Source organism: Nisaea sp. (assembly GCF_039990255.1).
In the GTDB taxonomy this organism is placed as follows: domain Bacteria; phylum Pseudomonadota; class Alphaproteobacteria; order Thalassobaculales; family Thalassobaculaceae; genus Nisaea.
The window spans coordinates 310,294-335,686 of sequence record NZ_JBDXGG010000007.1 but is presented as its reverse complement, the minus strand read 5'-3'; the positions used below and the strand labels follow the sequence as shown (position 1 = coordinate 335,686).

Genomic DNA, 25,393 nt, shown 5'->3' with positions numbered 1-25,393 from the left:
GCATTGCAGCCCCCCGGACGCGGCCCTATTCTCGCCTTACGACCTGTTAAAAAGAATGCTTTGTAACAACGCCGCTGCTGTTTCTGTCTCGGCAGACGGGTGGGCTATGCCACCAGGGAAACCAAGCAAAATTGGCATCGAGAAACTCATGAGAGTGATCCGCCTTGCAGTGCTGGCCATGTCTGCCGCCGCGTTTTGCCCTGCTTTCGCTGGGCCGGCACAGGCTGACCCGGTAAACAAAGAACGGGACTGGACGGTAAACCTCACCTTCGAGAATGATCTCGTTAACGGCGCCGACCGCGATTACACCAACGGCGTGGCCTTGCAATGGACCGACACCTTGAACCGGGATCCCTATGGCGTCCGCTCCGCGCTGGCTCCGTTCATCGATCCGAGCGCGGATTTCCGCGTGACCTACCAGCTCGGCCAGAACCTTTACACGCCGCAGGACATAGAGCGAAAGACTCCCGACCCGGCGGACAGGCCCTACGGGGCCTGGCTCTATGGTGCAGTAGGGGTGCTCGCGGATACTGGCGACAGCGTGACCTCGTTACAGCTCAGCCTCGGCGTGGTCGGCCCGGCCGCCCTCGGCGAGCCGGTACAAAGCTTTGTGCACAGCCTGATAGACACCCGCGAGCCGCGGGGCTGGGACTCCCAGCTGAAGAACGAACCCGCGCTGTTGCTGACGGCCGAACATAAATGGGCCAACCAGCTCCTCGAGGCCCCCGAAGGCTTCCAAATCGACGCCTCGCCCTATATCGGCGGCGCGCTCGGCAACGTCTTCACCCATGCCAACGCGGGCATGATGGTCCGCTTCGGCAAGGACCTGCCGTCTGACGATTACGGGCCGCCGCGCATCCAGCCAGGCACGCCAGGTTCGGGCTATTTCGTCCCCCGCGACAATTTTGGCTGGTACCTGTTTGCCGGGATCGAGGGCCGGATGGTTGGCCGCAACATATTCCTCGACGGCAATACCTTCCGGGATAGCCCCTCGGTCGACAAGAAGCTGATGGTCGGCGATTTCACCTACGGGATCGTCTTAAATCTCGGCCGGACCCGAGTTTCCCTGACCCAGGTCATACGGACGCCGGAATTCTCTACCGACCGGGACTTTTCCAGTTTCGGCTCCCTCGGCGTGGCATACAGTTTCTGAAGCAGATCAGCCTCCACCGTTTCCGCATTGCCACATTGCCCGGTCGGCCCTATTTTCCCGGCCAGCAACTTTGACGGTAATCACACTGCATGACCGACCTCAGCCATATCCGTAACTTCGCGATCATCGCCCATATCGACCACGGCAAGTCCACGCTGGCCGATCGGCTCATTCAACTCTGCGGCGGCCTCGCCGACCGGGAGATGAAGGAGCAGGTTCTCGACAGCATGGATATCGAGCGCGAGCGCGGTATCACCATCAAGGCGCAGACAGTGCGGCTGATGTACAAGGCCGACGACGGCGAGACCTATCAGATCAACCTGATGGATACGCCCGGCCATGTCGATTTCGCCTACGAGGTCAGCCGGTCTCTGGCCGCCTGCGAGGGCTCCATTCTCGTGGTTGATGCCAGTCAGGGTGTCGAGGCGCAGACCCTCGCCAATGTCTATCAGGCCATCGAACAGGACCACGAGATCATCCCGGTCCTGAACAAGGTCGATCTACCCGCCGCCGACGTGGCCCGGGTGAAAGAGCAGATCGAGGACGTGATCGGCATCGACACCTCCGACGCCGTCGAGGTTTCGGCAAAGACCGGCCTTAACATCAAGGCCGTGCTGGAAGCGCTTGTGAAGCGCCTTCCCGCACCGACCGGCGACCGCGAAAAGCCGCTTCAGGCAATGCTGGTCGACAGCTGGTACGACGCTTATCTCGGTGTCATGGCACTGGTCCGGGTGCGCCAGGGCGTGCTGAAAAAGGGCCAGAAGGTCAAGCTGATGCAGACCGGGGCAACGCACTTGGTCGAGAAGGTCGGTGCCTTCACGCCGAAGCTGACCGAGTTCAAGGAAATCGGTCCGGGCGAGGTCGGCTTCATGAGCGCCTCGATCAAGACCGTCGCGGATTGTCAGGTCGGGGATACGATCACCGAGGAAAAACGGCCCTGCGACGCGCCGTTGGAAGGCTTCAAGCCGAGCATCCCGGTGGTCTTCTGCGGCCTCTTCCCGGTCGATGCCAACGACTACCCGGACCTGCGCGACAGCCTCGAGAAGCTCCGCCTGAACGATGCCAGCTTCAGCTTCGAGGCTGAAAGCTCCGCCGCGCTTGGCTTCGGATTCCGCTGTGGCTTTCTCGGCCTGCTCCATCTGGAAATCATCCAAGAGCGGCTGGAGCGCGAGTTCAATCTCGATCTAATCACCACCGCGCCGAGCGTGGTCTACCGGATCAACCTCACCAAGGGCGAGCAGATCGAGCTGCACAATCCGGCGGACATGCCGGACGTGATGAAGATCGAAAGCATCGAGGAGCCCTGGATCAAGGCAACGATCATGGTGCCGGACGAGTATCTCGGCCCGGTCCTATCGCTGTGCACCGAGCGGCGCGGCGAGCAGATCGAGCTGACCTATGTCGGCAGCCGGGCCATGGCGGTCTACAAACTGCCGCTGAACGAAGTCGTCTTCGACTTTTACGACCGCCTGAAAAGCATCTCGCGCGGCTATGCCAGCTTCGACTATGCGCTGGAAAGCTATGAAGAAGGTGATCTGGTAAAACTCAGCGTGCTCGTGAACCAGGAGCCGATGGACGCACTCTCCATGATCGTCCACCGCACCCAGGCCGACTTCCGCGGCCGGGCCATGTGCGCCCGGCTGAAGGACCTGATCCCGCGCCAGCTCTTCAAGATCGCCATCCAGGCGGCGATCGGCGGCAAGGTCATCGCCCGTGAGACGGTCAGCGCCATGCGCAAGGACGTGACCGCGAAATGCTATGGCGGCGACATCAGCCGGAAGAAGAAGCTGCTGGAAAAGCAGAAGGAAGGCAAAAAGAAGATGCGGCAGTTCGGCAATGTCGACATCCCGCAGACCGCCTTCATCGAAGCGCTCAAGATGGGTGATAACTGATCTAAATGTCTGTTTTCCCGGACTTGATCCGGGATCTTGTGGATCAGGGAACTACGCCGTTGAAAGATCCCGGATCGGGGTCCGGGAAAACGGCTTGGGGATAACACCCAAGGGTGATCGGGTTTACCTCAGTCCCGCCCGCACCTCGTCCGGTGTTGCCAGCGTGCCGCCCGCCGCTTCGATCAGCCGCGCCGCCTCCTCCACCAACGCGACATTCGTCGTCTCGGCTCCGAACGGCTGATCCTCCAGCCCGACGCGGACATGGCCGCCGCGTTCCACCGCTGGCGCGATCAGCGGGCGGATGTCGACGGCGAGGCCTGCCACCATCCAGGGGGTGCCCGGGGCTTCCGCCTCGCGCAGCCTGTTGTAGGCCTCGAGCGCGTAGAGTTCCGGCGGGAAGCTGAAGGTCAGGCTGTCGGAAAACATGTAGCGGTAGAGCGGGGTCGGGCAGCCGGATGTCGCGCGGTGCAGGGCCGCGCCCTGGCGGATGAAGCCGGGCTCGTAGATGGCATAGCTCGGATGCAGGCCTTTTTCGGCGCAAAGCTCCAACCCATACCGCACATGGCTTTCAGGGTTCAGATAGGTAAAGCCCTCCCGGCCTTCAGCAATCCAGGCATCGTGGGTGATGTTGGTGCTGCCGGGATCGACCACGGACCATTCGATCAGACCGCGTTCGGCCAGGCCCTTCACATGCGCAAAGCGCTGCGCCGGGCTCATCGTGTCGGAAACATTCGGCAGTCCCGCCATCGGCAGGGTGCCATAGATGATCACTTTTTCATCCACCGCGCGGACCCGCTCGATCACCTCGGCATAGGCGTCGGTGGTATCCACCTGCAGGCCGGTATTCACGTCATAAGGATGGAAGTGGACGATCGCCGCGCCAGCTTTCGCGCAGGCGATGCAGTCAGCGGCAATCTCTTCCGGCGCAACCGGAATGGCGGGCTGGTTTTTCCGGGTCCAGGGGCCGTTGATGGCGGCTTCCAGCCAGATCTTGCTCATCGATTCCCTCCTCCGGAGGCGGACTACCTTGCCCAAACCCGCGTTAATCCTTCGGAATTTCCAGCAACCCCTGAGGGCGCGACCGGGCGACTCTCTTCGAGGTTCGGGTCAGGCGATCGATCAGGGATTGCATGAGATAGCGGATATAGGGATCCATCTCCGCTATCTTGATCTGGACGAGCTTGCGGTCGACCACCGTCACCAGCGTGTCTTCAAGACACTGCGCAGTTGCCGTGCGCGGAACATTTCCGATCACGCTCATCTCGCCGAACATTTGATTCGCGGTGATCACGTCAAGCGACTTGCGGTCTTTTCCGGTACCGACGGACACCTCGATGGATCCGCTCCGCAGGATGAAGGCCTCGTCTCCGGGATCCCCTTCGGAAAAGATAACATCGCCTTTATTGTAGCGCCGGGTTGGCGGATCTTTATATTCCACAGTCAGCCTCCAGAGATGCGCAATACTATTGAGCGCGTAGCGCCGTTCATCGGGTAAGCGCAATGCCGTGTGCTACAGGGTGCCAGAGAAAGCCATGATTTCAACACGTCTTTTAGGCCGTTTGCTGATCGGCATCGCCACCACCGGGCTCGCCGCGGGTCTGATCACCTGGCAGCTTGATCACGACAAGGCGGCAACCTGGATCTGGGGCCTTGCCACCCTGCCCGTCGTTGTCTCTCTGGCAGTGAGCATTGTGCGCGACCTGCTGGCGGGCCGCATGGGGGTGGATGCGGTCGCGCTGCTCTCGATGTCGGCGGCCCTCGCTCTCGGCGAAACGCTGGCGGGCGTCGTCGTGGCGGTGATGTATGCCGGCGGCAACGTGCTTGAGGATTTCGCAGTCTCCAGGGCCGAGCGCAATCTGAAAAGCCTGACTGACCGGGCGCCGCGCACCGCACATCGCTATATCGACGGCACGCTTGAGGATATCGACGTCGAGCAGGTCGCGATGCACGACCGATTGCTGGTACGCACCGGCGAGATCGTTCCGGTCGACGGTGTCGTCCTGGAAACCGGCGCCGAGGCGAATGCCGTCATCGACGAGGCCGCCCTGACCGGCGAGCCGATCCCGGTACAGCGCCATGCCGGCGAGCCGGTGCGTAGCGGTGCCGTCAATGCGGGCGTACCCTTCACTTTGCAGGCAACCGCCATTGCGAGCGAAAGCACTTATGCGGGGATTGTCTCCATGGTCGCGGCGGCGCACACCGCGCGGGCGCCCTTCATCCGTCTCGCCGACCGGTTCGCGCTGCTGCTTCTGCCGCTGGCGGTGGTGGTTGCGGGCGGCGCCTGGATCCTCTCTGGAGACCCAGTGCGCGGCCTCGCCGTGCTTGTCGTCGCCACACCCTGCCCGCTCATTTTGGCAGCCCCGGTCGCCTTCATCTCCGGCGTCTCGCAAGCCGCCCGGCGTGGCGTCCTGGTGAAAGGCGGCGCAGCGCTGGAAGCACTGGCAAGGGCCCACACCATCCTGTTCGACAAGACCGGTACGCTGACCGTCGGCGGTGCCCGTCTGGTCGCCATCGAGACCGCACCAGGCATCAACCCCGACGACGTGCTGCGCCTCGTCGCCTGTCTGGAACAGGCTTCTCACCACGTTATTGCCCAAGCCATCGTCACAGCCGCCGAGACCCGCGGCCTGACGCTGGTGCCGCCGAAAGACGTCCGGGAAGACCTTGGCGCCGGGCTTGCCGGCACGATCGAGGGCAAACGGATCGTCGCCGGAAGCCTGACCATGACGACGGGCGGCAATCAGCGCGCACCCTGGGTGGAACGGGCCCGGCGCCGGGCCTCGTGGCGCTCGGCCCTCTCCGTGTTCGTGACAATCGACGGTGAGCTGGTTGGTGCACTGTTGCTCGGTGATAGCCTGCGCCGGGAAGCGCCCCGCGCCGTCCGTGCCCTGCGGGACGCCGGGATCGGCCGCATCGTTATGGTCACTGGAGACCATGCCGATGCGGCGGAGACCATCGGCGCCGCACTCGATCTCGACGCCGTGCTGGCCAACCGGGTGCCCGCCGACAAGGTGGATGCGGTTGAATTCGAAAAGAAGCGCCATCCGACCCTGATGGTCGGCGACGGCATCAACGACGCACCGGCACTTGCATCCGCCGATATCGGCATCGCCATGGGCGCGCGCGGAGCCAGCGCCAGCTCGGAAGCCGCCGACGCAGTGGTGCTGGTTGACCGGCTGGACCGTGTCGCCGACGCACTTGCCATTGCCAAACGTTCTCGGCGCATCGCCATCGAAAGCATCGTCGCTGGAATGGCGCTGTCGCTCATCGCCATGGGCTTCGCCGCCGCCGGTCACCTGACGCCGGTCGCCGGCGCTCTTTTGCAGGAAGGCATCGACATTGCTGTCATCCTGAACGCTCTCCGTGCGCTGGCGCCTCCCGGCATCGGCATCCGCGCAAATCTGCCGGAGGAAGCGGCCCGGCTCCTCCGCGAGGAACATCAAGAGGTTGAAGGCTGGCTTGACCAGCTGCGCGCCCATGCCGACGCCCTGGACGATGCACAAGGCGCCGAAGCCTTGGCTCATATCGCTGACGCCAACCGCATCATCAATGACGAAATCGTGCCGCACGAGCGCGAGGACGAAGACACCATCTATCCTCAGCTCGCTCCTCATCTTGGCAATTCCTACGGCCTGGCGGCAATGAGCCGGGCCCACCGCGAAATCCAGCATCTCGGCCGCCTGCTCGACCGCTTGGTGACCGGCATCGGCGAGGAGGAAGCCGACCGCTATCTGATCCGGGACGCACAGCGCATCATCGAATCCGTCGATGCCTTGGTCCGCATCCACAATGCACAGGAAGAGGACATCTTCGATTTCGCGGCAGGCTGAGGGGGCAAGCGGGAGCGTGCTGAAACGGCAAAACCGAGCAGCCTTAATTTAAAGTTCATTAATTTCAGATAGTTCATTAAAAGGTTCCTGAGTCGCGCAAGTCACACATGCAATGTTGCGTTGCGCAATTTCATTGAGGCAAACGCGCGATTCTGTAATAAGAGCGGCAGATAATGCTCTCTCCTGCGTGCCCGGAGAAACCGTCCGGGGACGGAAGAGTGAGCGTCGGGCTCCCCGAAACCATACCAGACGAATGAGACGCGCTCCCATGCTGCAAGCGGTGAAATCGCTTATGTCGTCCGCGACAGGAAATAATAACGGGGACAAAAAGCTGACCCCGCTCCAGTTCAAGGCTGATGTCCTAGCAGGCCTGACGGTTGCTCTGGCCCTTGTGCCGGAAGCCGTCGCTTTCGCCTTTGTCGCGCATGTGCACCCGCTGGTCGGCCTTTATGCGGCCTTCATCGTCGGCCTGATCACAGCCCTCATCGGCGGTCGCCCGGGCATGATTTCCGGCGCGACTGGCGCACTGGCGGTCGTCATGGTCGACCTGGTGATCCGGCACGGCGTCGAGTATCTGTTCGCCACCGTCGTGCTGATGGGATTGCTGCAGATCGTTGCCGGCGTCATGCGTTGGGGCAAATTCATCCGCATGGTGCCGCATCCGGTCATGCTCGGTTTCGTGAACGGCCTCGCCATCGTTATTTTCCTGGCCCAGCTCGGCCAGTTCAAGGTGAAAACACCGGACGGCGACCTCACATGGATGACCGGCGAGCCGCTCTATCTCATGCTCGGCTTTACTGCCCTCACCATGGCCTTGATCTACGTCGTCCCGCGCATCACCAAATTCATTCCGGCACCGCTGGCCGCTGTCGGTATCGTCTCGCTGATCGTCATCGGCTTCAATCTGGACCTGCCGCGGGTCGGCGATCTCGCCAGCATCCAGGGCGGGTTGCCGACCTTCCATATCCCGATGGTGCCGCTGTCGCTTGAGATGCTGCAGATCATTCTGCCCTATTCCCTCATTCTGGCAGCCATTGGGCTGATCGAAAGTCTGCTGACCCTGAACGTGGTCGCAGACATGACGGAAACCAAGGGCGGCGCATCCAAGGAATGCCTGGCCCAGGGCGTCGCCAATACCGTCACCGGTTTCTTCGGCGGCATGGGCGGTTGCGCCATGATCGGCCAGAGCGTGATCAACGTGAAATCCGGCGGCCGCACGCGGATCTCCGGTATCGCCGCCGCGCTGTTCCTGCTCAGCTTCATCCTGTTCGCCTCCGGCTTGATCGAACAGATCCCGCTGGCCGCCCTGGTCGGCGTCATGTTCATGGTGGTGATCGGTACCTTTGCCTGGAAGAGCCTCACGATCATGCGCCGCATCCCACGCAAGGACGCGCTGCTGATCGTGCTCGTCACCGCCGTCACCGTGATGACGGATCTGGCTGTCGCGGTGATCGTCGGCGTCATCCTGTCGGCTCTGTTCTATGCATGGAACGCGGCAACACGGATGCATGCCGTCTCGGGCATCGACGTCTCCGGCGCCAAGATCTACAGCCTGGAAGGGCCGCTTTTCTTCGGCTCCACGGAAAGCTTCCTCTCCCAGTTCACGCCGAAGGATGACCCCGACCGCGTGGTGATCGACTTCATGAATTCCCGCGTCGTCGATCATTCCGGCCTGCAGGCCATCGAGAGCCTCGCCAAGCGCTATGACGAACTGGGCAAGCGTCTGCAGCTCCGGCATCTGAGCCGTGACTGCAAGGTGTTGCTCGGCAAGGCAGGCCAGCTCGTGGAAGAGCGCGACGACGAAGATCCGACATACGGCGTCGCGACCGATTACGATCTCAAAACCGGACAGGTGGGCACCGGGCACTAAGCCCGGTCAACCTGACTTCTGTCAGGAGACCGGTGCTTCCGGTCGGCCGACAACAGCTTCAATTGCGAGGCCGACCGAGAGGGCGTGTGCGTCCATGCCGTGACGGCAGAGGATCTGCAGCCCCACCGGCAGGGCGGAGCCATACTGGTGCACTGGCAGGGATATTCCGCAAAGGCTCCAGAGATTGCCCGGCTGTGTGTTCCGGGATGCCGCCATTGAGCGTGCTGCGCCTTCCGGCGCTTCCAGATCTGCAAGCGGCATGGCGACCATCGGTGTGGATGGCATGACAATCCCGTCGAGGTTGCGCAAAGCCGTGTCGGCGAGCGGTTTCAACGCCTTGTGCCGGCGGCAGGCGAGGGAATAATCGACCGCCGAAACATCAAACCCGATAGCGGCGCGCATAGCCGTCACGCTGTCCATCCCGTCACGCCCCGCGGTAAACCGATCAATGCCGAGGCTGGCAAGGACTTCCGGGCCGACAATGGTCGGGAACACCGTCTCCCGCTCTCGCGGGTCCGGCAAATCCTCGGCGGTCAGCTCGACCAGTGTCACACCGGCCTCTCGGAGCGCCCCAAGGGCCTTCTCAACACAATCGGCGACCGCATCGTCGAGATCCTCGAAAAAGAACTCACGCGGCACCCCGAGCCGCAACGCACTTGCCTCCGCCGGCTGCGGTGCAGGTAGTGCGGAAGTCGCAGCATGCACGAGCGCAGCATCCGCCGCGGTTCGGCAGATCGGCCCGAGAGAATCCAGTGTGGGCGACAGCGGAAACACCCCGTCGGTCGGGATAAGCCCAACACTGGTCTTCAAACCGAACAGACCGCAGAGCGCTGCTGGAATGCGGATCGAGCCGCCGGTATCCGAGCCGAGCGCGAAAGCGCACATGCCCGCTGCCGTCGCTGCCGCGGAACCGCTGGAGGAGCCGCCGGGAAAGCGGTGCGTATCGAGATCCCATGGATTCCATGGCGTGCCTCGCGCTTCGTTGATTCCAGTCGCGCCAAGCGCAAACTCAACGGTTTTGGTCTTCCCAAGGATGACGGCACCGGCACGCTTCAGTGACTTTACATAGCTACCCTCAGGGCCGGTGATATCGGCGGACTCGATCAGGGAGCCGTTCGTGGTCGGCATGCCTTCGACAGCATAGATATCCTTCACCGCCATCGGCACGCCCATGAGCGGGCCCAGATCGGTACCGGCACGCAGCAAACTATCCATCGCCTGAGCCATGCGCAGGGCACTCTCAGCTCCAATATGCTGAAAAGCGCCGACCTGACCGTCCAGAGCATCAATGCGATCAAGACAGGCACGCGTCACCGCTTCGCTGCTGGTCCGCCCTGCTCGGAGGTCCTTCGCAAATCCTACGATGCCGCCCTTTTCAAACGGATCCTCCGGTGTTCTCGCCATGCACTCTGCCCCCATCTGCCTCGTTTACGCCTTTTTCGAAAGCCAGATTAGCCCCGTCGACCAACCGGGAGGAAGAAGCGTTGTGCCATGACACTGATCCGGAGCTGTGCGGAATTGCACAGCCAGCCCCACTCCGGGGTATCGCTTACGATCGCGAGCCGCTATATCCTTGGGTGAACACGCAATTTAGAGAGCCAGGCGAGCGATGATCACAACCCACTCCGCCCTGATTTATGCCATGGTCCTGAGTGCGGCCGCAGATGGCAATGTTGATGACGAAGAGCTGAACACGATCAGCGAGATCATCAATGTGCTGCCGATTTTCCAGGATTTCGAGACCGGCAATTTCGGTCAGATCGCCAGCTCGGCGATCGATCTGTTGAGCGAAACAGATGGTCTCGATGCCGCTGTAGACCAGATCAAGCGCACCTTGCCGGAGAAACTCTGCGCGACCGCATACGCTCTGGCCTGCGATGTCGTCGCTGCCGATGGCACGGCGACCCAGGAAGAACTGCGGTTCCTTGAAATGCTCCGCCATGAACTCAACGTCGATCGGCTGACGGCCGCAGCGATCGAGCGCGGATCAGCAGCGCGCTACGCCCGGCCCTGAGGGAGACGGGCGGCATCATGCCAGCCCCGAAATCGCTTGATGGTCGCAGAATAGGTCTCGTCGGTCTCGGCCGGCGCGGCCTCGCAGTCGCCCGTAAACTCACGGCCGAAGGTGCACGCCTGCATGTATGGACTCAAAACACCGAAAAAGCCGCCGCTCTCGGGGAAGCCCATCCCCTGATCGAGATCGAGCCTTGCCCACGGGATGTTGCGCGTTACACGGAAGCAACTCTGATCGCCGTCAACAGCGACGATGCTCTCGAACGGGTCGTTTTCGATCCTGAAGAGGACCGCTACGGCGTGCTGCACGGGACCCCACCCGACGGTCTGATCGTCGACATCGGAGAGAGCGCCCCAGCAACAACCCGGAAATTCGCCGACCGAGTCCGGCAGAGCGGCAGGATTTGGCTCGACGCACCAGTGACCGAAACCACATTGGGCGGGACGATCTCGATCGGCGGCACCGATATGGCGCTCGCCCGGATCTGGCCCTTCCTCAATGCTCTCGGAAGCAAGGTCCTGCATGCCGGGCCGGTCGGCTCGGGTCAGGCGATCCGGACCTGCGGTGCGGCAATCCATGGCCAGATGGTCCAGGCTCTCGCAGAGGGATTGGCCCTGGCAGCTGCCTCCGGGGTCGAGGCCGATGCGCTGCTGGCGGCCCTCGCCGACAGTGCCGTCGGCGGCGCCGTGCTGTCGGAAAGCGGACGCCGCATGGCCGACCGTGAATTCCGCGCCGGTCGGACCGTCCGCGAGCAGGCAGTGCTGGCGAACCAGGCGCTGGAACTGGCGCGCACGGCCGGCATCACGCTGACGGGCCTCGCCAACAATGCGGAACATTGGCAGACCCTGCTTGATGGATCCCAGGGCGATCTGAACATATCCTCTCTCATCATCGAGATCGCCGAAGGCCGGAAGGAACCGCAATGACGGCCATTGACGCCGTTCTTTTCGATGTTGGAAATGTCCTCATCGAATGGGACCCCCGTCACCTTTATCGCACCATCTTCGTGCAGGATGACGGCTTTGCCGATGAAGACCGGGTGACATGGTTCCTCACGGAAATCTGCACCATGGACTGGCACGTCCAGCACGACCTCGGCCGCAGCCCGGAAGAGCAGATCGCCACGCTGGCCCCGCGCCACCCGGAGCATGAAGACCTGATCCGGGCCTTCTATGAGCGTTTCCAGGAGATGATCCCGGGCGCGATCGAACCCATGGTCGCCGCAAAACAGCACATGAAAGCGACAGGTACCCGGGTCTACGGGTTGACCAATTTCGGCGTGGAGACCTTTGACGATACCCGGCGCCGGTTCGACTTCCTGAACGACTTCGAAGACGTCGTCGTCTCTGGTGCAGAACGCATGAAGAAGCCCGACCCGGCGATCTTCAAGCTCTGTATCGACCGGTTCAACATCGCCCCGGAGCGCACGCTTTTCATTGATGACAGCGTCGCGAATATCGACTCCGCCCGCACACTCGGTTTCGAGACACACCTCTTCGACAGTCCCGACACCTGCCTGAAAAAATGCCGGATGCTTGGCCTGATCTGACTCTCGCGCATTGCTGCGTCGGCAAGACCGGCTAGACTGAGACCATGCAGGACCCCACCCTTCTCGCCGCAGCCGCCGCGACCTTCTTTCTCGCCGGGACAGTAAAAGGCGTGATCGGGCTCGGGCTTCCGACGATCACGCTTGGCCTGATGACACTATTGCTGGATTTGCCGAGCGCCATGGCACTTCTCATCGTCCCATCGCTGGCGACAAATCTCTGGCAAGCTGCCATCGGCGGGCATATGCGGGAAATCCTGCGAAAGACCTGGCCTTTTCTGCTCACAGCCACGGTAACGATCTGGATCGGCGCCCAAGCCCTTCACCATGTCGACTTGTCCTATCTTTCCGCGCTGCTAGGCCTGCTGCTGATTGCCTATGCAGCCATCGGCCTTGCCGGGTTCAAGCTTTCAATGTCGGCCGCCACCGCTTTCCGGAGCGGAACATTGTTCGGGATAACCAATGGCATCCTGACCGGAATGACAGGATCTTTCATGGTTCCGGGTGTGCTCTATCTGCAGGCGATGGGGATGCAAAGGGACATGCTGGTTCAGGCCATGGGCATGCTGTTCATGCTCTCAACTGCGGCTCTGGCCATCGCGCTCGGGAACGGTGCGCATATCGACCCGGAACTCGGCCTCGCATCCGCGCTCGGCCTGATCCCCGCAATCCTCGGGATGGTGCTTGGACGCAAGATCCGCGGACATCTGTCGGAGGTCCGTTTCCGGCAGGTCTTCTTCGCGGGCGTGCTTACCCTCGGCTTGTACATCGTCGCCAGCGCCGGCCTTTCCTGATCGGCACAGGAGCAACAATCGGCGCAAAAGAAAAACCCTCCAGGGCGTGCCCTGGAGGGTTTCTCGTAAAGGTATCTGGAGGCCTGGCTTAGAAGCCCATGCCACCCATGCCGCCCATGTCCGGCATGCCGCCGCCAGGCATACCGCCACCGGCACCCTTCGGCTCCGGCTTTTCGGCAACCATGGCTTCCGTGGTGATCAGCAGACCAGCAACGGAACCGGCATTCTGCAGAGCAGAGCGCACGACCTTGGCCGGATCAATGATGCCGGCTTTGACGAGGTTCGTGAACTCGCCCTTCTGCGCATCAAAGCCCCAGTCGGTGTCTTTCGACTCCATCATCTTGCCGACGATGACCGCGCCGTCTTCACCGGCGTTATTGGCGATCTGACGTGCCGGGACCTGGATGGCCTTGCGCACGATGTTGATGCCGATCTTCTGGTCTTCGTTGTCGGTCTTGAGAGACTCAAGCGCCTTCACGGCATAGAGCAGAGCAGTACCACCACCCGGTACAATGCCTTCCTCAACCGCAGCGCGGGTCGCGTGCATCGCGTCGTCGACACGATCCTTGCGCTCCTTCACCTCGATTTCGGTCGCACCACCGACGCGGATAACGGCAACGCCGCCAGCCAGCTTCGCGAGACGCTCCTGCAGCTTCTCACGATCATAGTCGGAGGAAGTTTCCTCGACCTGGGCGCGGATCTGGCTGCACCGTGCTTCGATGTCGGTCTTCTCGCCGGCACCGTCGACAACAGTGGTCTCGTCCTTCGTGATCTGGACGCGCTTGGCGGTGCCGAGCATTTCCAGGGACACGTTTTCGAGCTGGATGCCGAGGTCTTCGCTGACCACGGTGCCACCTGTGAGGATAGCGATATCTTCCAACATCGCTTTACGGCGATCACCGAAGCCCGGAGCCTTCACGGCAGCGACCTTCAGGCCACCACGCAGCTTGTTCACAACCAGGGTCGCCAGGGCTTCGCCCTCGACGTCCTCGGCGATGATCAGCAGCGGACGGCTGGACTGAACGACCTGCTCGAGAACCGGCAGCATAGCCTGCAGGTTGGAGAGCTTCTTTTCGTGCAGCAGGATGTAAGGGCTTTCCAGCTCGCAGGTCATCTTGTCAGCGTTTGTGACGAAGTACGGGGAGAGATAACCGCGGTCGAACTGCATGCCCTCGACAACGTCGAGTTCGGTGTGCAGGGACTTGGCTTCTTCAACCGTGATGACGCCTTCGTTGCCAACCTTCTCCATCGCCTTGGCGATCATTGCGCCAATTTCGGCTTCGCCGTTGGCGGAGATGGTGCCGACCTGCGAGACTTCATCAGTCGTGGAGATTTTCTTGGCGCGCTTTTCGATGTCAGCGACGACAGCTTCGATCGCCGTGTCGATACCGCGCTTCAGGTCCATCGGGTTCATGCCAGCGGCGACGGCTTTGGAGCCTTCGCGGACGATGGCCTGAGCCAGAACCGTTGCAGTGGTGGTGCCGTCGCCAGCGATGTCGTTCGCCTTGGAAGCAACTTCACGCACCATCTGTGCGCCCATGTTTTCGAACTTGTCTGAAAGCTCGATCTCTTTAGCAACGGTCACGCCGTCCTTGGAGATGCGCGGGGCACCGAAGGACTTGTCGAGAACAACGTTGCGGCCTTTCGGGCCAAGCGTAACCTTTACGGCATCCGCGAGTACATCAACGCCAGCCAGCAGGCGGGCCCGTGCATCGGTGCCGAATTTAACTTCTTTAGCAGCCATGATGGATCAGCCCTTTCTTAGGATTCCAGAACGCCCATGATGTCGGACTCTTTCATGATCAGCAGCTCTTCGCCGTCGATCTTGACTTCCGTACCCGACCATTTCCCAAACAGCACGGCATCGCCGGCCTTGACGTCCAGCGGCTGCACTTTGCCGCTTTCGTCGCGCGCGCCAGTACCGGCAGCGACGACTTCGCCCTGCATCGGTTTTTCCTTGGCGGAATCGGGAATAATAATGCCCCCGGCCGTCTTTTCCTCGCCTTCAAGGCGACGGACAACGACCCGGTCATGCAATGGCCTGAATTTCATGCCAAAACCTCCGAATTAAGCGTCTATTTGACGTTTCCAATGAGTGCTCGCCGGAGCGAACCTAACTTATTAGCACTCACCACCGGCGAGTGCTGAGGATGTAGGGAATGGCGCTTCGACTGTCAAGGAATTGGCGCGGGGCGCGGAGAAAAAACACTGTTCAGGCGTCCATGGACGGGAACATATTGCTCCACAATGAAAGACATGGTGACCGCGCCGTGCGTTGCCAAGAGGTTTTCTGAGCGCGTTTCAAACCTGCTGGATCAAGACCGGCGGCAGCTTGAACGCCGCGTGACCACTGCCAGAATTTTCTACCGCTTGCCGGACTATCCGGATCTTTTGCAATGCTTCATCTGGCAGACCCATGATGTATCTGGGGTCTGCTCCGGTAGGAGGCAGGAGCTTACGTTAAGGCCAATTATCGAAGATTTTTCCATCAATATTCGTCGGTGAGCAGGACTCTGAAGCGACACCAGACCTGACTTTCGCTGCGGCCGCACCAACTTCCACTCTATGTTTGAGTGTTTCGCAAATCGTCAAGCAAGCTTATAAAGAATCGGAATGGCTGCTGTGTTGTTTTGCTCGAAATTATCCAGAACGAATGGCTTGAACGACCTGTTGAAAAGCAACGCCGGTAAGATATTACGAAGCCCGTCCCAACGGCAGTGGTTGATAATAGTATAGGGTACTTGGGTTGCGTCATCTGGCAGTAGAACGGTGGAATTGTCGAGGCCGGTCTGATCCTGAAACCAGCCCGCTGTGTAATTCCACACCTGAAGATTGACATCCAAACTGTCTGCATAGAAATAGTTGAACAAGAAGATGCCATTGGTTGCGTGATCGACGGGGCCGATCCTGCGTGCGTTGGACGCTGCAATGCTCATGACATTGTGTGAATTCTCTTTGATATCCGCCACAAGCGCAGCCCATTCAGGTGTCTTTTGGTATTCTTTTGCTGCATCGACGGTCACGAATTCCACCAGCAAGACAACGTCAAATTTTGCGATTTTGACCTCTGGTCGCTTGTTCAAAAACGCCCCTCGTCCAGGGGGAATGATCACAGCTTTGAAGACAGTGGCGTCAAAACCGGCATCAGTCGTACCCAGCTTCTGTGCAAAAGCCTTAAGCGTGCCGAGCAGTTTTTTCTTCGCCTTACTTTCCACGAAAAAGCCTATTGACGGGCGGTGATCAACCTCGATTGCAAGCAAGAGGTAGCCGGATTGCGCGGGCTCGATCAGTGACACTTCAGGAAATTTGTTCTTAGGGCCAACGATTTGCAAGGCTTCACTCTGATTGGTCATTCTTCTTGGCTTCTCGTTTGGGTGAGAGTTTGCGCGACAATCTTCAAGTGGGTTTTGGCTAGCGACTTGGCATGCGCGACATCAGCTTTGGATGCGTTGCCGTGCAAGTACGTGATACGAAGCCCCGCGAGCGGCCCGATGACCTGCCAAATTGCGACGTCGACAGGAATGTCCTTCCGCAATTCTCCTCGCGCCTGCCAAACGGTGAAAGCCGGTCGCAATCGTGCGGAAACATCCTGCAACATATTGCCGAGCCCATCTGGCCCCATACGCAAGACGAGTGAAGCAAACGCTTTGGCGCGCGGGGTCGACCACGTTGCGACAATGTTCCCAAACATTTCCGGGATTGCGATCTGCATAGGAGTTTTGTCGGACGCCAGAGAAGTTCCGGCGCTTGCCAGCAGATCAGGCCCGGCAAGTTTCAGAAGAGCCTCAAATATCTCTTGCTTGCCTTTGAAGTGGGCATAAAGCGCAGGATCACTCACGCCAACTTTTGCAGCGATTTGGCGGACCGTCGCGCCGTCGTAACCGCGTTCGGAGAAAACTTCCAACGCAGCGTCTAGGATGCGACCTCGCGTTTCTGGTCGATCAGTCAGCGGCGGACGGCCGCGCCTTGGCTTGGGCGATTCAATCATTTTAATAAATTAGCGCTTATTAATTTTATATGCAACCCCGCGCGAGTAAGATTTGTTTCTTGAATGGTCTAGAATATGGCTCGGGTCAGAAAGTCGACGGGAATACAGGCCTTTATAAAGTTTGCAGCGTTGGCCAAATGGGCTCTTCCTTCGTATTCGCTGCGGGCTGCATGAATGGCCAGTTCGTTAACGTACGATCCTGCCCCCCCTAGCGGAGCAGCCCCCCATCTCCGGAGTTCCCTAAGTTCCGGCGGTTCCTCAACTACTGGCGCCTCACTATCGAAGCCCCCATTCACTCGGGACCGATCTCCGCAGGCCCCTTGACCCGAGTGCGAGCATCACCGACGCGGATGTCAAATTTCGTCTGCACTGATCCACATGCCCGCTCGACTTAGGGACACGGAAGGGGTGCGGCATTGCATCCATTTGACCTGAGCCGCGCCTGACGCCACATTCCGCCGGAACAGAACCGAGAACGGAGTGCGGCGTGAACGCGTCCAGCCAATCCTACACACCGGCCCTGCCCGAACACGCAGCGGTCGATCGCCCGGTTGCCTGGTGGCTTTCAGGCGTCGCTATCATGGTGTTCCTGATGATCGTCATCGGCGGCATAACGCGGCTTACCGAGTCCGGACTTTCAATGGTCGAGTGGCGTCCGTTGATCGGCTGGCTGCCGCCAATGAGCGAGCCGGAATGGTACAGGGTCTTCTCGCTCTATCAGGACACACCGGAGTTCCAGAAGGTGAATGCCTGGATGACCATCGACGATTTCAAGCAGATCTTCTTCTGGGAGTATCTGCACCGGGTCTGGGGCCGGCTGATCGGCATCGCTTTCGCCGTTCCGTTCATTGTGCTGGCCCTCACCGGCCATATTCGCCAGGCGCTCTATCCGAGGCTCGGCTTCCTCTTCCTGCTCGGCGCAATCCAGGGCGGCATCGGCTGGTGGATGGTGAAAAGCGGGTTGGTGGACAACCCTGCCGTCAGCCAGTACCGGCTGGCAATTCATCTGTCTGTCGCCCTGCTGATCCTCGCCACACTGATCTGGACCGCTTTAAAGCTCATCCGGACACCCGCCGAGACCAATCGCAAATACCGCCGCCATGCCGTCGCTGTGTTGCACCTGATCGCCATCACAACCATTGCCGGAGCGTTCGTCGCCGGACTGGATGCCGGATTGATCTACAACACCTTCCCTCTGATGAACGGGCATGTGATCCCGCCGGACTATGCCTTCGCCGAGCCATTCTGGATCAATCTCTTCGAAAACCCGGCCACGGTGCAATTCAATCACCGCATCATCGCCATCCTGACCTTCGCCAGCATCGTCTGGCTGCTGGTCCGGGTAATGCGCGCCACGGACATCGCCCCCCGCACCCGCCTCGCCATCCACAGCCTTGCCGGCATGGCCACCATTCAGGTCGCGCTTGGTATCGCGACCCTTCTTGCACAGGTGCCCGTGACATTAGGAGCCGCGCACCAGGGCGGCGCGGCGCTTACGCTTGCGGCTGCTATTTGGGTTTTGTTTGAGACTTCGGGGCCACGCGCGGCCTCCGGCCGTTCTGGCTGATCGCGAACCACACTGATGGCTATGGGCTGCTTGTCTCTCCGCTTCGGGCATGGCGATACTTCTGCCGCAAGGACAGGAGACACCAATGCCCGAACAATCAGTCGCGGCCGAAATCATGCGCGCCGTGGATGCAGGATTCGACGCCCAGCTCCAGCTTAGCCAGGAGCTGGTGCGCTGCCCCTCAACGCGCGGGCAGGAAGCGTCGGCGCAGGACCTGATGGCCCATGCAGCTCGGGATTTCGGTTATGCCGTGGATATGTGGCATATCGATCCAGACGAGATCGCCAAGCATCCCGGGTTTTCCCCGGTCGATGTCTCTTACGAGAATGCCCTGACTGTTGTCGCTTCCTGGCGGCCGGAAAATCCAAAAGGCAGATCGCTTATTCTGAACGGACATGTCGATGTCGTCCCGATCGGGCCGGAGAAAATGTGGACTCGCGCCCCGTTCGGCGCCGAGATCGACGGCGACTGGATGTATGGCCGTGGCGCCGGGGACATGAAGACGGGCACCGTCAGCGCGCTGTTTGCCATGGACGCCCTGAAGCGGGCGGGCTACCGCCCGGGTGGCATCGTGCATTTCGAATCAGTGATCGAAGAGGAATGCACAGGCAATGGCGCGCTCTCGACGCTGGTGCGCGGCTACAAAGCAGATGCGGTGTTGATCCCGGAGCCAACCGGCGAGACTTTCACACAAGCTCAGGTCGGCGTGGTCTGGATGCGAGTCAAGGTTGCCGGCATTCCGGTCCATGTCGCCCATGCGGGCAGCGGACAGAATGCGATCGAGGCCTGCATTCCGCTCTGGAGTGCCCTGCACGCGCTTGAGGACGAGTGGAACCTGCCGGAAAACAAGCACCCCTCCTTCAAGGACAACCCGCACCCGCTGAACGTGGTGATCTCCCAGATCGAGGGTGGCGACTGGACGTCCAGCGTCCCGGCCTGGTGCACCTTCGAAGTCCGCGTCGGGCTCTATCCCGGTGTCGACCCGGCGACTATCCAGGCCCAGCTGACGGAGACGATTGCCAAGGCCTCGAAGTCCCATACTTTCCTGGCAAACAATCCACCGGAAATCGAGTGGCAGGGCTTCCTGTCGCCAGGATATGAAGTGCCGGAAGGAACGCCGGGCGAGCCCCTGCTCGACCGCTGCCATGAAACAGTGTTCGGAGCCCCGCTCGGACGCCGGTCCTCGACCGCGCTGACAGATTCGCGCTTCCATGGCCTCTATAACCAGACACCGAGCTATGTCTATGGAGCCATCGCGGAGAATGTGCACGGCTTCGACGAACGGGTAAACCTGCCTTCCGTCCGCCGGGTGACGGCGGCTATGGCTCTGTTCATCGCTGACTGGTGCGGGCTGGAAAAGATCTGAACACCGCAAACTGAAGAGGAGATATAAGCTGTCTCCTCTTCAGTAACTCGGATCTGGGGATAAACCAGATGCGTGCCGTTTAAAACAATAGCAACGCTATTTCGGCACATCGCCTGAACGCCGGAATCTTTCGAATGCCTGACCACCGTGCTCTGCCATCATATCGGGGGGCCCGTACCTACCCTGATCCGGTAACTGCGCGGCAAGCTGGTCAATGAGGAGAGTTCCGGCACTGGTTACCTCCCCGTCCCCGAGAACGAGCATCGGCTGCCGGAAGCTCCACACCCGAGCGGGAGACAATAGACCCGCTCCGCGAATGAGGTTCAGGAGGTCATTTGCAATCGTCTCCTTCACAGGAACCCGGCTGGGTATCTGACCTGAAGCAATCCGGTCTTCCTCCGCACCCTCGATTACCGAGCAACCAAACAGATCAGGCTGGACCAGCATCTCCATGCGCTCAAAGTCTCCCAAAACGGCAAGGGCCGCATCCGCAAACCCGTTGTCCGTTGCGCTCAGGCGCGGCACCCAAAGATTCTTCAGCATGTTCGAACACACATAGATCAATTGCGGCTGCAGACTGCGCATAAGAACTCCGTGCTGCAGTCTGGAATAAACCCGAGATGGATCGGACGGCATTGTAGAGTCCGCAGGATCGATACAGTACGGCTCGACACGCGACGACATGTTTTCAAGAAAAAACTGCCCAAGTTCATGTTCCGGAATATCCAGTACACCGTCAGAACCACGCCAGGATTCTATTTCCGGAACGGCTGAAGCGGAAATCGGATAGTCGAGCGTATAAAAGACATCCGTTTTGTCTTCTTCCAGACGCTGGGCGATATAGGAAAAAGCAGCTTTCGAGAAAAAGCTGTCCGCGCCGAGAGAGATGCAATCGGCGTTCTCAGTTGCGCCAATGCACATCGGAACCCATTGCGCGATCAGCATCGCTATATAGTTAGTATGTGAAATTCCGGCGGTCAGAACCGGGGTAATATCGATGAGCGAAATGCGATACAGCGCTTCCAGTTTTGCGAACATCGGCTGGCGCCGGAGATAGTTCAGCGTTTCAGGTGTCGAGACAAACTGAAAAACAGTTTCACGGCTGTCCCAGAGCCTTTTATTTTCCTCCGACAAAAGGCTTGAAAGGCCATACTTCAGCCAAATGTCAGAGAATTCCTCCCCCCACACAAGCACGCTCACCAGCAAGCGTTTCTCGGATTTCCAGGCAATCGGGCACTCTCGATACTGGCGCACCGCTGAAGCGACATGACGAACTTTGAATAATTCCAGGTCGACCACAGGGTGCGCCAGTTCAAGGTCCTGGCTCCGTTCCATATAATCCAGAACCTCGTCGACGTGACCTCGAAGCAAGTGAAAGATCAGGAATCCGACGAAGCCTGAGTCCCGCAGCAAATCGGGCCGGCTTTCGTGAAGGCGCTCATGGGTCCGGGAGAAAAACAGATCAAGATGCCGCGCAGCTCCTTTTCGGTCTCCCGCTGAGGCATGGTCCAGCGCGAGCGCCAAGCGAACTGCCGGCGCGCGCGACGCCATGGGCTCAAGTATGATGAGGCAATGCTCACAACCTTTCTTGTCTTCCAAGGCATCCAGCGCCGCTAAGCGCCGGCTCCAAGCCTCCGTATTCCGAGGATCGCAAGACACCCACGCTGCGGCTGCCAATGAAGCCGCGCGCGCGTCTTGCAAAGACCATCTGAGTGTAAACAGGGCGCGCCAAGCTTCCGACCTTTGCGGTTCCAGGAGCAGCGCAGTAGTAAGACAGTGCACCGCGAGCTTATGGTGCCTGCGCCCTACTGCGTATTCCCCACGGCATTGCCACGCATCCGCGTCAGAGGGAGTGAGGAAACACATGTGACGAAAGTGCCGCTCAGCGTCATTCGCCAAACCGTGCCAAGCTGAAACGTCACCAAGATAACGAATGATAGACGGGTGCTCAGGCTGAAGTAAATAGGCCCTCCGTATCTCCGAAAGTGCTCCTTGGCCATTTCCAAGCCCGCCAGAGCACTGGGCCAAGAGATACCGGTGACCAGCATTGCCTGGTTCAACTATTGTCGCCCGTGTGGCGGCAGCAACCGATGCCGACCAGTCTCCCTCTGCCACGGACAATTCAGCCGACTGCACATGGGCCAGTACACTCTCGGGTCTCGCCAGGAGCGCTCGCAGGATAAACGGCCGGGCGTTTCCTTCACCGGATGTTCTCATGGCTTGCGCAAGCTGAATGCTCAGCGCGTCATCAAGGGGATTGGTACGGGCAGCAACTGAGAGTGGCGCCACAGCCGCAGCGATCTGCCCGACATTGAGCAAAATCAGCCCAAGAAGATGCGCGGATCGATGATCCCTAGAATCTCTCTTCAATGCGCTCTGACATATCGACACGGCGTCGCCTGGGCGCCCGGAATTGAGGGCCTCAAGAGCAGCATCATAAGACAAATTTGCACTCAAAGCAGCGCGCCCCAACGCCCGTCAAAATGCAGCCCCCAGATTAGGGAGCTCAAGCATTCCCAATTTAAGCTTAACGCGATGCAGAATATCCGTCACTCCATCGCGTTATAAAAAAATAATTGAACTATCCGCATGCACGCCTATTCCAACGCCACCGCACACGATCCATTTTTTCCTTAGCCAAGGCCAGATTGAGCATCAGGCCCGCATCGCTGCCTCTTCGCAGCGCGCTTCGTAAAACTATTCGCAATCTGGAGTTTTGTGAGGTGCGTCAAAACGAGCCCAGACAAACGGGTGACATGGAACTCTCAGATACTTATTTGCAAGATCGCCAAGCGCGCCAGCGTCCACAGTACCCCCTTGGGGGCTCAGGACTTCTCCACACCTCGGTCAGAGTTTTTCATGGGCCGAAAACGAAAAACGCCCGCTGAAAGCGGGCGTTTTCCATAACCAAAATTGCGTAAGCCGTATTAGGCGGCTTTTGCGGCAGCGGCCTTCACGATGCGGCGCTTCAGAGCGCGGGCTTCGAGGCCGAGCTGTGCGTTCTTCGCTTTCAGCATGTAAGCATCAAGGCCACCGTTATGTTCGATGGACCGGATCGCATGCGTGGTCAGACGCAGGCGGACCATCTTGCCGAGCGCATCGCTCATCAGCGAGGTCTGCTGCAGGTTCGGCAGAAACCGGCGGCGCGACCTGTTGTTCGCGTGGCTCACATTGTTGCCGGTCTGGACACCCTTACCGGTGATTTCGCAACGACGCGCCATTTTTCTAATCCTCGGTCAACACGATAGAATTGGATTTCGCGGAGCCAGGCTCCACGAGGAAGCAGGGCATATACGCGAGCCCTATTTTTCAGTCAAGCGGATTCAGGTCAAAACCGGGGCCACGGGCCTGATGCTTCTGCCTGGGACCGCCAATTGCCTACTCGTTCTCGACCAGGAACATCGGCGGCATGGCAGGTCCGACCCTGACGCTCGGCCCGGCCGCGATCATCTTGCCTTTCACCGGCGAAGACAGAACGATGGAGGTCGTCGTCTCGCCATACTTGCGCATCTGGGAGATCACATGCTCCAGATGCACCATCGAGGAGACAATCACCTTGATCATGTAACTGTCCTGCCCGGTGACATGGTGACACTCGAGCACTTCGCTCAATGTGTGAGCAACAGTCGCGATCTTGTTATAATGCTCGCCGGAGGTCTTCAGGTGAATGAAGGCGGTTGTCGGATATCCGAGCTTGTCCGGATTCACCGTGGTCCGGTAGCCGGTGATGATCCCTGCATCCTCCATCCGGCGGACCCGCTCAGCGATGGCCGGAGACGACAAGCCGACCCTGCGGCCCAGTTCACTGAAGGAAAGCCGGGCATCTTCCTGCAGAACGCGCAGCAATTGCCAACCAACCTTGTCCAGTTGTCCCTCACCGTTCGCGCTCATGGGAATTTTCCTTCTGCCCGCCAGTTTCAAGCAGATCATAAAGCCCCGCGGCCGCTCTGCAAAGCAACTCCGGCAACGCGCTGTGACAGCCGGATGAACCTGACGTTCAAACGCCTCAAACGCGAAGATGCTGATCGATATTGCACTACCAGTAGAAATGCGGCACGTTAACCATACAGTTGTGTGCTTAAGTAAATCGGGAGCATCAGGAGTGGCACGCGTAATAGGGAGCGACCGGATCAGGAAGAACGTCACGATCGGTCATAGACGCACAAGCGTCAGTTTGGAAGCTCAAGTCTGGAATGGCCTCTCCGATATCTGCAAGAGAGAATCGATTGGCATGGACGGGCTTTGTACCTTGGTTGCCGAGCGACGGCAGGAATCGAGCATGTCATCCGCATTGCGCGTCTTCCTGCTGACATACTTCCGTCTGGTGGTGAGTAACATTGAGGATGTGCTAAGCGCAGCACCGGCAACGGGCCTAGGCGAAAGCAGGCAGGAACCGATTCCCGGCTATCTCGACATCGCCCTGCAGCGCTTTGCCGTCGAGCAAAAGCAATATGCGCTCAGCGATCAGGGCTCCGGAGACACCGCCCACTAGCCTCCGTGTCACCAGGCCAGCACGTCCGAGAAGTAAGTCGGGCGTGCGCCATGGCGTGTCGCCAGAGCATCAACCCTCTCCCCGATGTCAGCAGTCGCTGCGAGCGCTGCGGCATGAATACCACAGCCCAGCAGCAGGCTGGCGACACCCGTCCGGTTGGCGCCGAGGATATCGGTCTCGAGATTATCGCCCACGACCAGAACCCTCTCGGCCGGAAGGCCGATGCGGTCGAGACAGCGCGCGAAAATCTCCGGATAGGGTTTGCCGAAATAGCGTACCGTGCCGCCAATTTCCTCATACCGCTCTGCCATCGCACCGGCACAAATATGGCGCGCGCCGCCATGGATGACCGACTTGTCGGGATTGGCGCAGATCATCGGCAGATTACGGGCAATAGAGGCCGATAGCTGGATTTCGTAATCTTCCAGTCGGGATTCCGTGCTTTCGGGCCCGGCGTTGAGGATCCAATCCGCATCCTCGACACTGTCCACCACCTTAAAAGAGCCGTCCGGTACTGTGTCCGGGAACCGGCTCCGGCCCAGCCAGAGAACCCGCTCGCCAAGAGCCGCCGATGCCGCATCACGCCGGCTACCCACGATATCAGCGACCATGCCGCCCGATGTGACGACTTCTGTGAACCAAGAAAGATCGAACCCGATGCCCGTCAAACGCTCTTCGACAATGGCGGGAATGCGCGGCGAGTTGGACAGCACGAGGATCTTCTTATCCATATCGGCCAGAGCCCTGACAGTTTCCAGTGCCTCTGGGAAAGCGTTTCCGCCATCATAGAGCGTGCCCCAGACATCAAAGATGAACCCGTCATAACGGTCGGCGATCTCGGCAAAGGCGGACAAAGGCGTGATCATTCCCAGACTCCGGGC

23 protein-coding genes are annotated in these 25,393 nt (G+C 59.9%); 12 read left to right on the top strand and 11 right to left on the bottom strand.

Translation table 11 applies throughout. The features are described 5' to 3' along the window. The first annotated feature begins 148 nt into the window (after positions 1-148). Both ABJ076_RS06295 and lepA read left to right on the top strand, forming a co-directional pair. Positions 149-1,153 (top strand): lipid A deacylase LpxR family protein, encoded by a 1,005-nt coding sequence (locus ABJ076_RS06295; protein ID WP_348191851.1) that lies wholly within the window; start codon positions 149-151, stop codon positions 1,151-1,153. 89 nt (positions 1,154-1,242) lie between these two features. Beyond that, positions 1,243-3,045 (top strand): translation elongation factor 4, encoded by a 1,803-nt coding sequence (gene lepA / locus ABJ076_RS06290; RefSeq protein ID WP_348191848.1) that lies wholly within the window; start codon positions 1,243-1,245, stop codon positions 3,043-3,045. Between the two features lie 123 nt (positions 3,046-3,168). Here the strand turns inward: lepA and ABJ076_RS06285 are convergent, their stop codons facing one another. Further along, positions 3,169-4,044 carry a 3-keto-5-aminohexanoate cleavage protein gene (locus tag ABJ076_RS06285; RefSeq protein WP_348191845.1) on the bottom strand — a complete coding sequence of 292 codons (876 nt, stop codon included), beginning with the start codon at positions 4,042-4,044 and terminating at the stop codon, positions 3,169-3,171. 43 nt (positions 4,045-4,087) lie between these two features. Then, on the bottom strand, positions 4,088-4,483 hold the full coding sequence (locus ABJ076_RS06280; protein ID WP_348191842.1) for a cyclic nucleotide-binding domain-containing protein: 396 nt from the start codon (positions 4,481-4,483) through the stop codon (positions 4,088-4,090). A gap of 94 nt (positions 4,484-4,577) precedes the next feature. Between ABJ076_RS06280 and ABJ076_RS06275 the strand changes: the two genes are divergently transcribed. Together ABJ076_RS06275 and ABJ076_RS06270 are read left to right on the top strand one after the other, a co-directional pair. Next, positions 4,578-6,875 carry a heavy metal translocating P-type ATPase gene (locus tag ABJ076_RS06275; RefSeq protein WP_348202632.1) on the top strand — a complete coding sequence of 766 codons (2,298 nt, stop codon included), beginning with the start codon at positions 4,578-4,580 and terminating at the stop codon, positions 6,873-6,875. 292 nt (positions 6,876-7,167) lie between these two features. Then, positions 7,168-8,745: a SulP family inorganic anion transporter gene (locus ABJ076_RS06270; protein ID WP_348188669.1), complete on the top strand. Its 1,578-nt coding sequence runs from the start codon at positions 7,168-7,170 to the stop codon at positions 8,743-8,745. A 21-nt stretch (positions 8,746-8,766) separates the two neighbouring features. On the opposite strand, the gene ABJ076_RS06265 is transcribed toward ABJ076_RS06270, so the two are convergent. Continuing rightward, positions 8,767-10,149 carry an amidase gene (locus tag ABJ076_RS06265; protein ID WP_348188667.1) on the bottom strand — a complete coding sequence of 461 codons (1,383 nt, stop codon included), beginning with the start codon at positions 10,147-10,149 and terminating at the stop codon, positions 8,767-8,769. Between the two features lie 205 nt (positions 10,150-10,354). Here ABJ076_RS06265 and ABJ076_RS06260 point away from each other — a divergent pair, with 205 nt between their 5' ends. The 4 genes from ABJ076_RS06260 to ABJ076_RS06245 are packed head-to-tail and all read left to right on the top strand — an operon-like array spanning position 10,355 to position 13,099. Beyond that, on the top strand, positions 10,355-10,759 hold the full coding sequence (locus ABJ076_RS06260; protein WP_348188665.1) for a tellurite resistance TerB family protein: 405 nt from the start codon (positions 10,355-10,357) through the stop codon (positions 10,757-10,759). Positions 10,760-10,776: 17 nt separating this feature from the next. Continuing rightward, on the top strand, positions 10,777-11,685 hold the full coding sequence (locus tag ABJ076_RS06255; protein ID WP_348188663.1) for an NAD(P)-binding domain-containing protein: 909 nt from the start codon (positions 10,777-10,779) through the stop codon (positions 11,683-11,685). Further along, positions 11,682-12,308, top strand: coding sequence for an HAD family phosphatase (locus tag ABJ076_RS06250; protein WP_348188661.1), 627 nt, complete (start codon positions 11,682-11,684; stop codon positions 12,306-12,308). The genes ABJ076_RS06255 and ABJ076_RS06250 overlap by 4 nt, the downstream gene beginning before the upstream one ends. A gap of 44 nt (positions 12,309-12,352) precedes the next feature. Further along, positions 12,353-13,099: a sulfite exporter TauE/SafE family protein gene (locus tag ABJ076_RS06245; protein ID WP_348188659.1), complete on the top strand. Its 747-nt coding sequence runs from the start codon at positions 12,353-12,355 to the stop codon at positions 13,097-13,099. 88 nt (positions 13,100-13,187) lie between these two features. Here the strand turns inward: ABJ076_RS06245 and groL are convergent, their stop codons facing one another. Both groL and groES read right to left on the bottom strand, forming a co-directional pair. Further along, the gene (gene groL, locus ABJ076_RS06240; RefSeq protein ID WP_348188657.1) at positions 13,188-14,843 is read right to left on the bottom strand and encodes a chaperonin GroEL; all 1,656 of its coding nucleotides are present in this window, start codon (positions 14,841-14,843) and stop codon (positions 13,188-13,190) included. A gap of 17 nt (positions 14,844-14,860) precedes the next feature. Next, complete coding sequence (gene groES / locus ABJ076_RS06235; RefSeq protein ID WP_348188655.1) at positions 14,861-15,151, bottom strand: co-chaperone GroES; 291 nt, start codon at positions 15,149-15,151, stop codon at positions 14,861-14,863. Between the two features lie 195 nt (positions 15,152-15,346). On the opposite strand from groES, the gene ABJ076_RS06230 reads away from it, so the two are divergent. Next, entirely contained in the window at positions 15,347-15,604 is a 258-nt protein-coding gene (locus ABJ076_RS06230; protein WP_348188653.1) for a hypothetical protein, read from the top strand. 83 nt (positions 15,605-15,687) lie between these two features. Here the strand turns inward: ABJ076_RS06230 and ABJ076_RS06225 are convergent, their stop codons facing one another. Further along, positions 15,688-16,452 carry a hypothetical protein gene (locus ABJ076_RS06225; RefSeq protein WP_348188651.1) on the bottom strand — a complete coding sequence of 255 codons (765 nt, stop codon included), beginning with the start codon at positions 16,450-16,452 and terminating at the stop codon, positions 15,688-15,690. Continuing rightward, on the bottom strand, positions 16,449-17,087 hold the full coding sequence (locus tag ABJ076_RS06220; RefSeq protein WP_348188649.1) for a helix-turn-helix domain-containing protein: 639 nt from the start codon (positions 17,085-17,087) through the stop codon (positions 16,449-16,451). Before ABJ076_RS06220 ends, ABJ076_RS06225 begins: the two co-directional genes overlap by 4 nt. Positions 17,088-17,574: 487 nt before the next feature. Here ABJ076_RS06220 and ABJ076_RS06215 point away from each other — a divergent pair, with 487 nt between their 5' ends. Together ABJ076_RS06215 and ABJ076_RS06210 are read left to right on the top strand one after the other, a co-directional pair. Next, positions 17,575-18,654 carry a COX15/CtaA family protein gene (locus ABJ076_RS06215; protein WP_348188647.1) on the top strand — a complete coding sequence of 360 codons (1,080 nt, stop codon included), beginning with the start codon at positions 17,575-17,577 and terminating at the stop codon, positions 18,652-18,654. Positions 18,655-18,739: 85 nt separating this feature from the next. Then, positions 18,740-20,020 carry an ArgE/DapE family deacylase gene (locus ABJ076_RS06210; RefSeq protein ID WP_348188645.1) on the top strand — a complete coding sequence of 427 codons (1,281 nt, stop codon included), beginning with the start codon at positions 18,740-18,742 and terminating at the stop codon, positions 20,018-20,020. A 96-nt stretch (positions 20,021-20,116) separates the two neighbouring features. On the opposite strand, the gene ABJ076_RS06205 is transcribed toward ABJ076_RS06210, so the two are convergent. The 3 genes from ABJ076_RS06205 to ABJ076_RS06195 all read right to left on the bottom strand — a co-directional run bounded on the left by ABJ076_RS06205 (position 20,117) and on the right by ABJ076_RS06195 (position 23,911). After that, a complete protein-coding gene (locus ABJ076_RS06205) occupies positions 20,117-21,544 on the bottom strand; it encodes a hypothetical protein (protein ID WP_348513295.1) in 1,428 nt (475 codons plus the stop codon). A 1,403-nt stretch (positions 21,545-22,947) separates the two neighbouring features. Next, positions 22,948-23,241: a 50S ribosomal protein L28 gene (gene rpmB / locus ABJ076_RS06200; protein ID WP_028467733.1), complete on the bottom strand. Its 294-nt coding sequence runs from the start codon at positions 23,239-23,241 to the stop codon at positions 22,948-22,950. Positions 23,242-23,398: 157 nt separating this feature from the next. Next, complete coding sequence (locus tag ABJ076_RS06195) at positions 23,399-23,911, bottom strand: Lrp/AsnC family transcriptional regulator (RefSeq protein ID WP_036555324.1); 513 nt, start codon at positions 23,909-23,911, stop codon at positions 23,399-23,401. Positions 23,912-24,122: 211 nt separating this feature from the next. Between ABJ076_RS06195 and ABJ076_RS06190 the strand changes: the two genes are divergently transcribed. Then, positions 24,123-24,512, top strand: coding sequence for a ribbon-helix-helix domain-containing protein (locus ABJ076_RS06190; RefSeq protein ID WP_348188640.1), 390 nt, complete (start codon positions 24,123-24,125; stop codon positions 24,510-24,512). 8 nt (positions 24,513-24,520) lie between these two features. Here the strand turns inward: ABJ076_RS06190 and ABJ076_RS06185 are convergent, their stop codons facing one another. Further along, positions 24,521-25,378: a TIGR01459 family HAD-type hydrolase gene (locus ABJ076_RS06185; protein WP_348188638.1), complete on the bottom strand. Its 858-nt coding sequence runs from the start codon at positions 25,376-25,378 to the stop codon at positions 24,521-24,523. Positions 25,379-25,393: the final 15 nt, after the last annotated feature.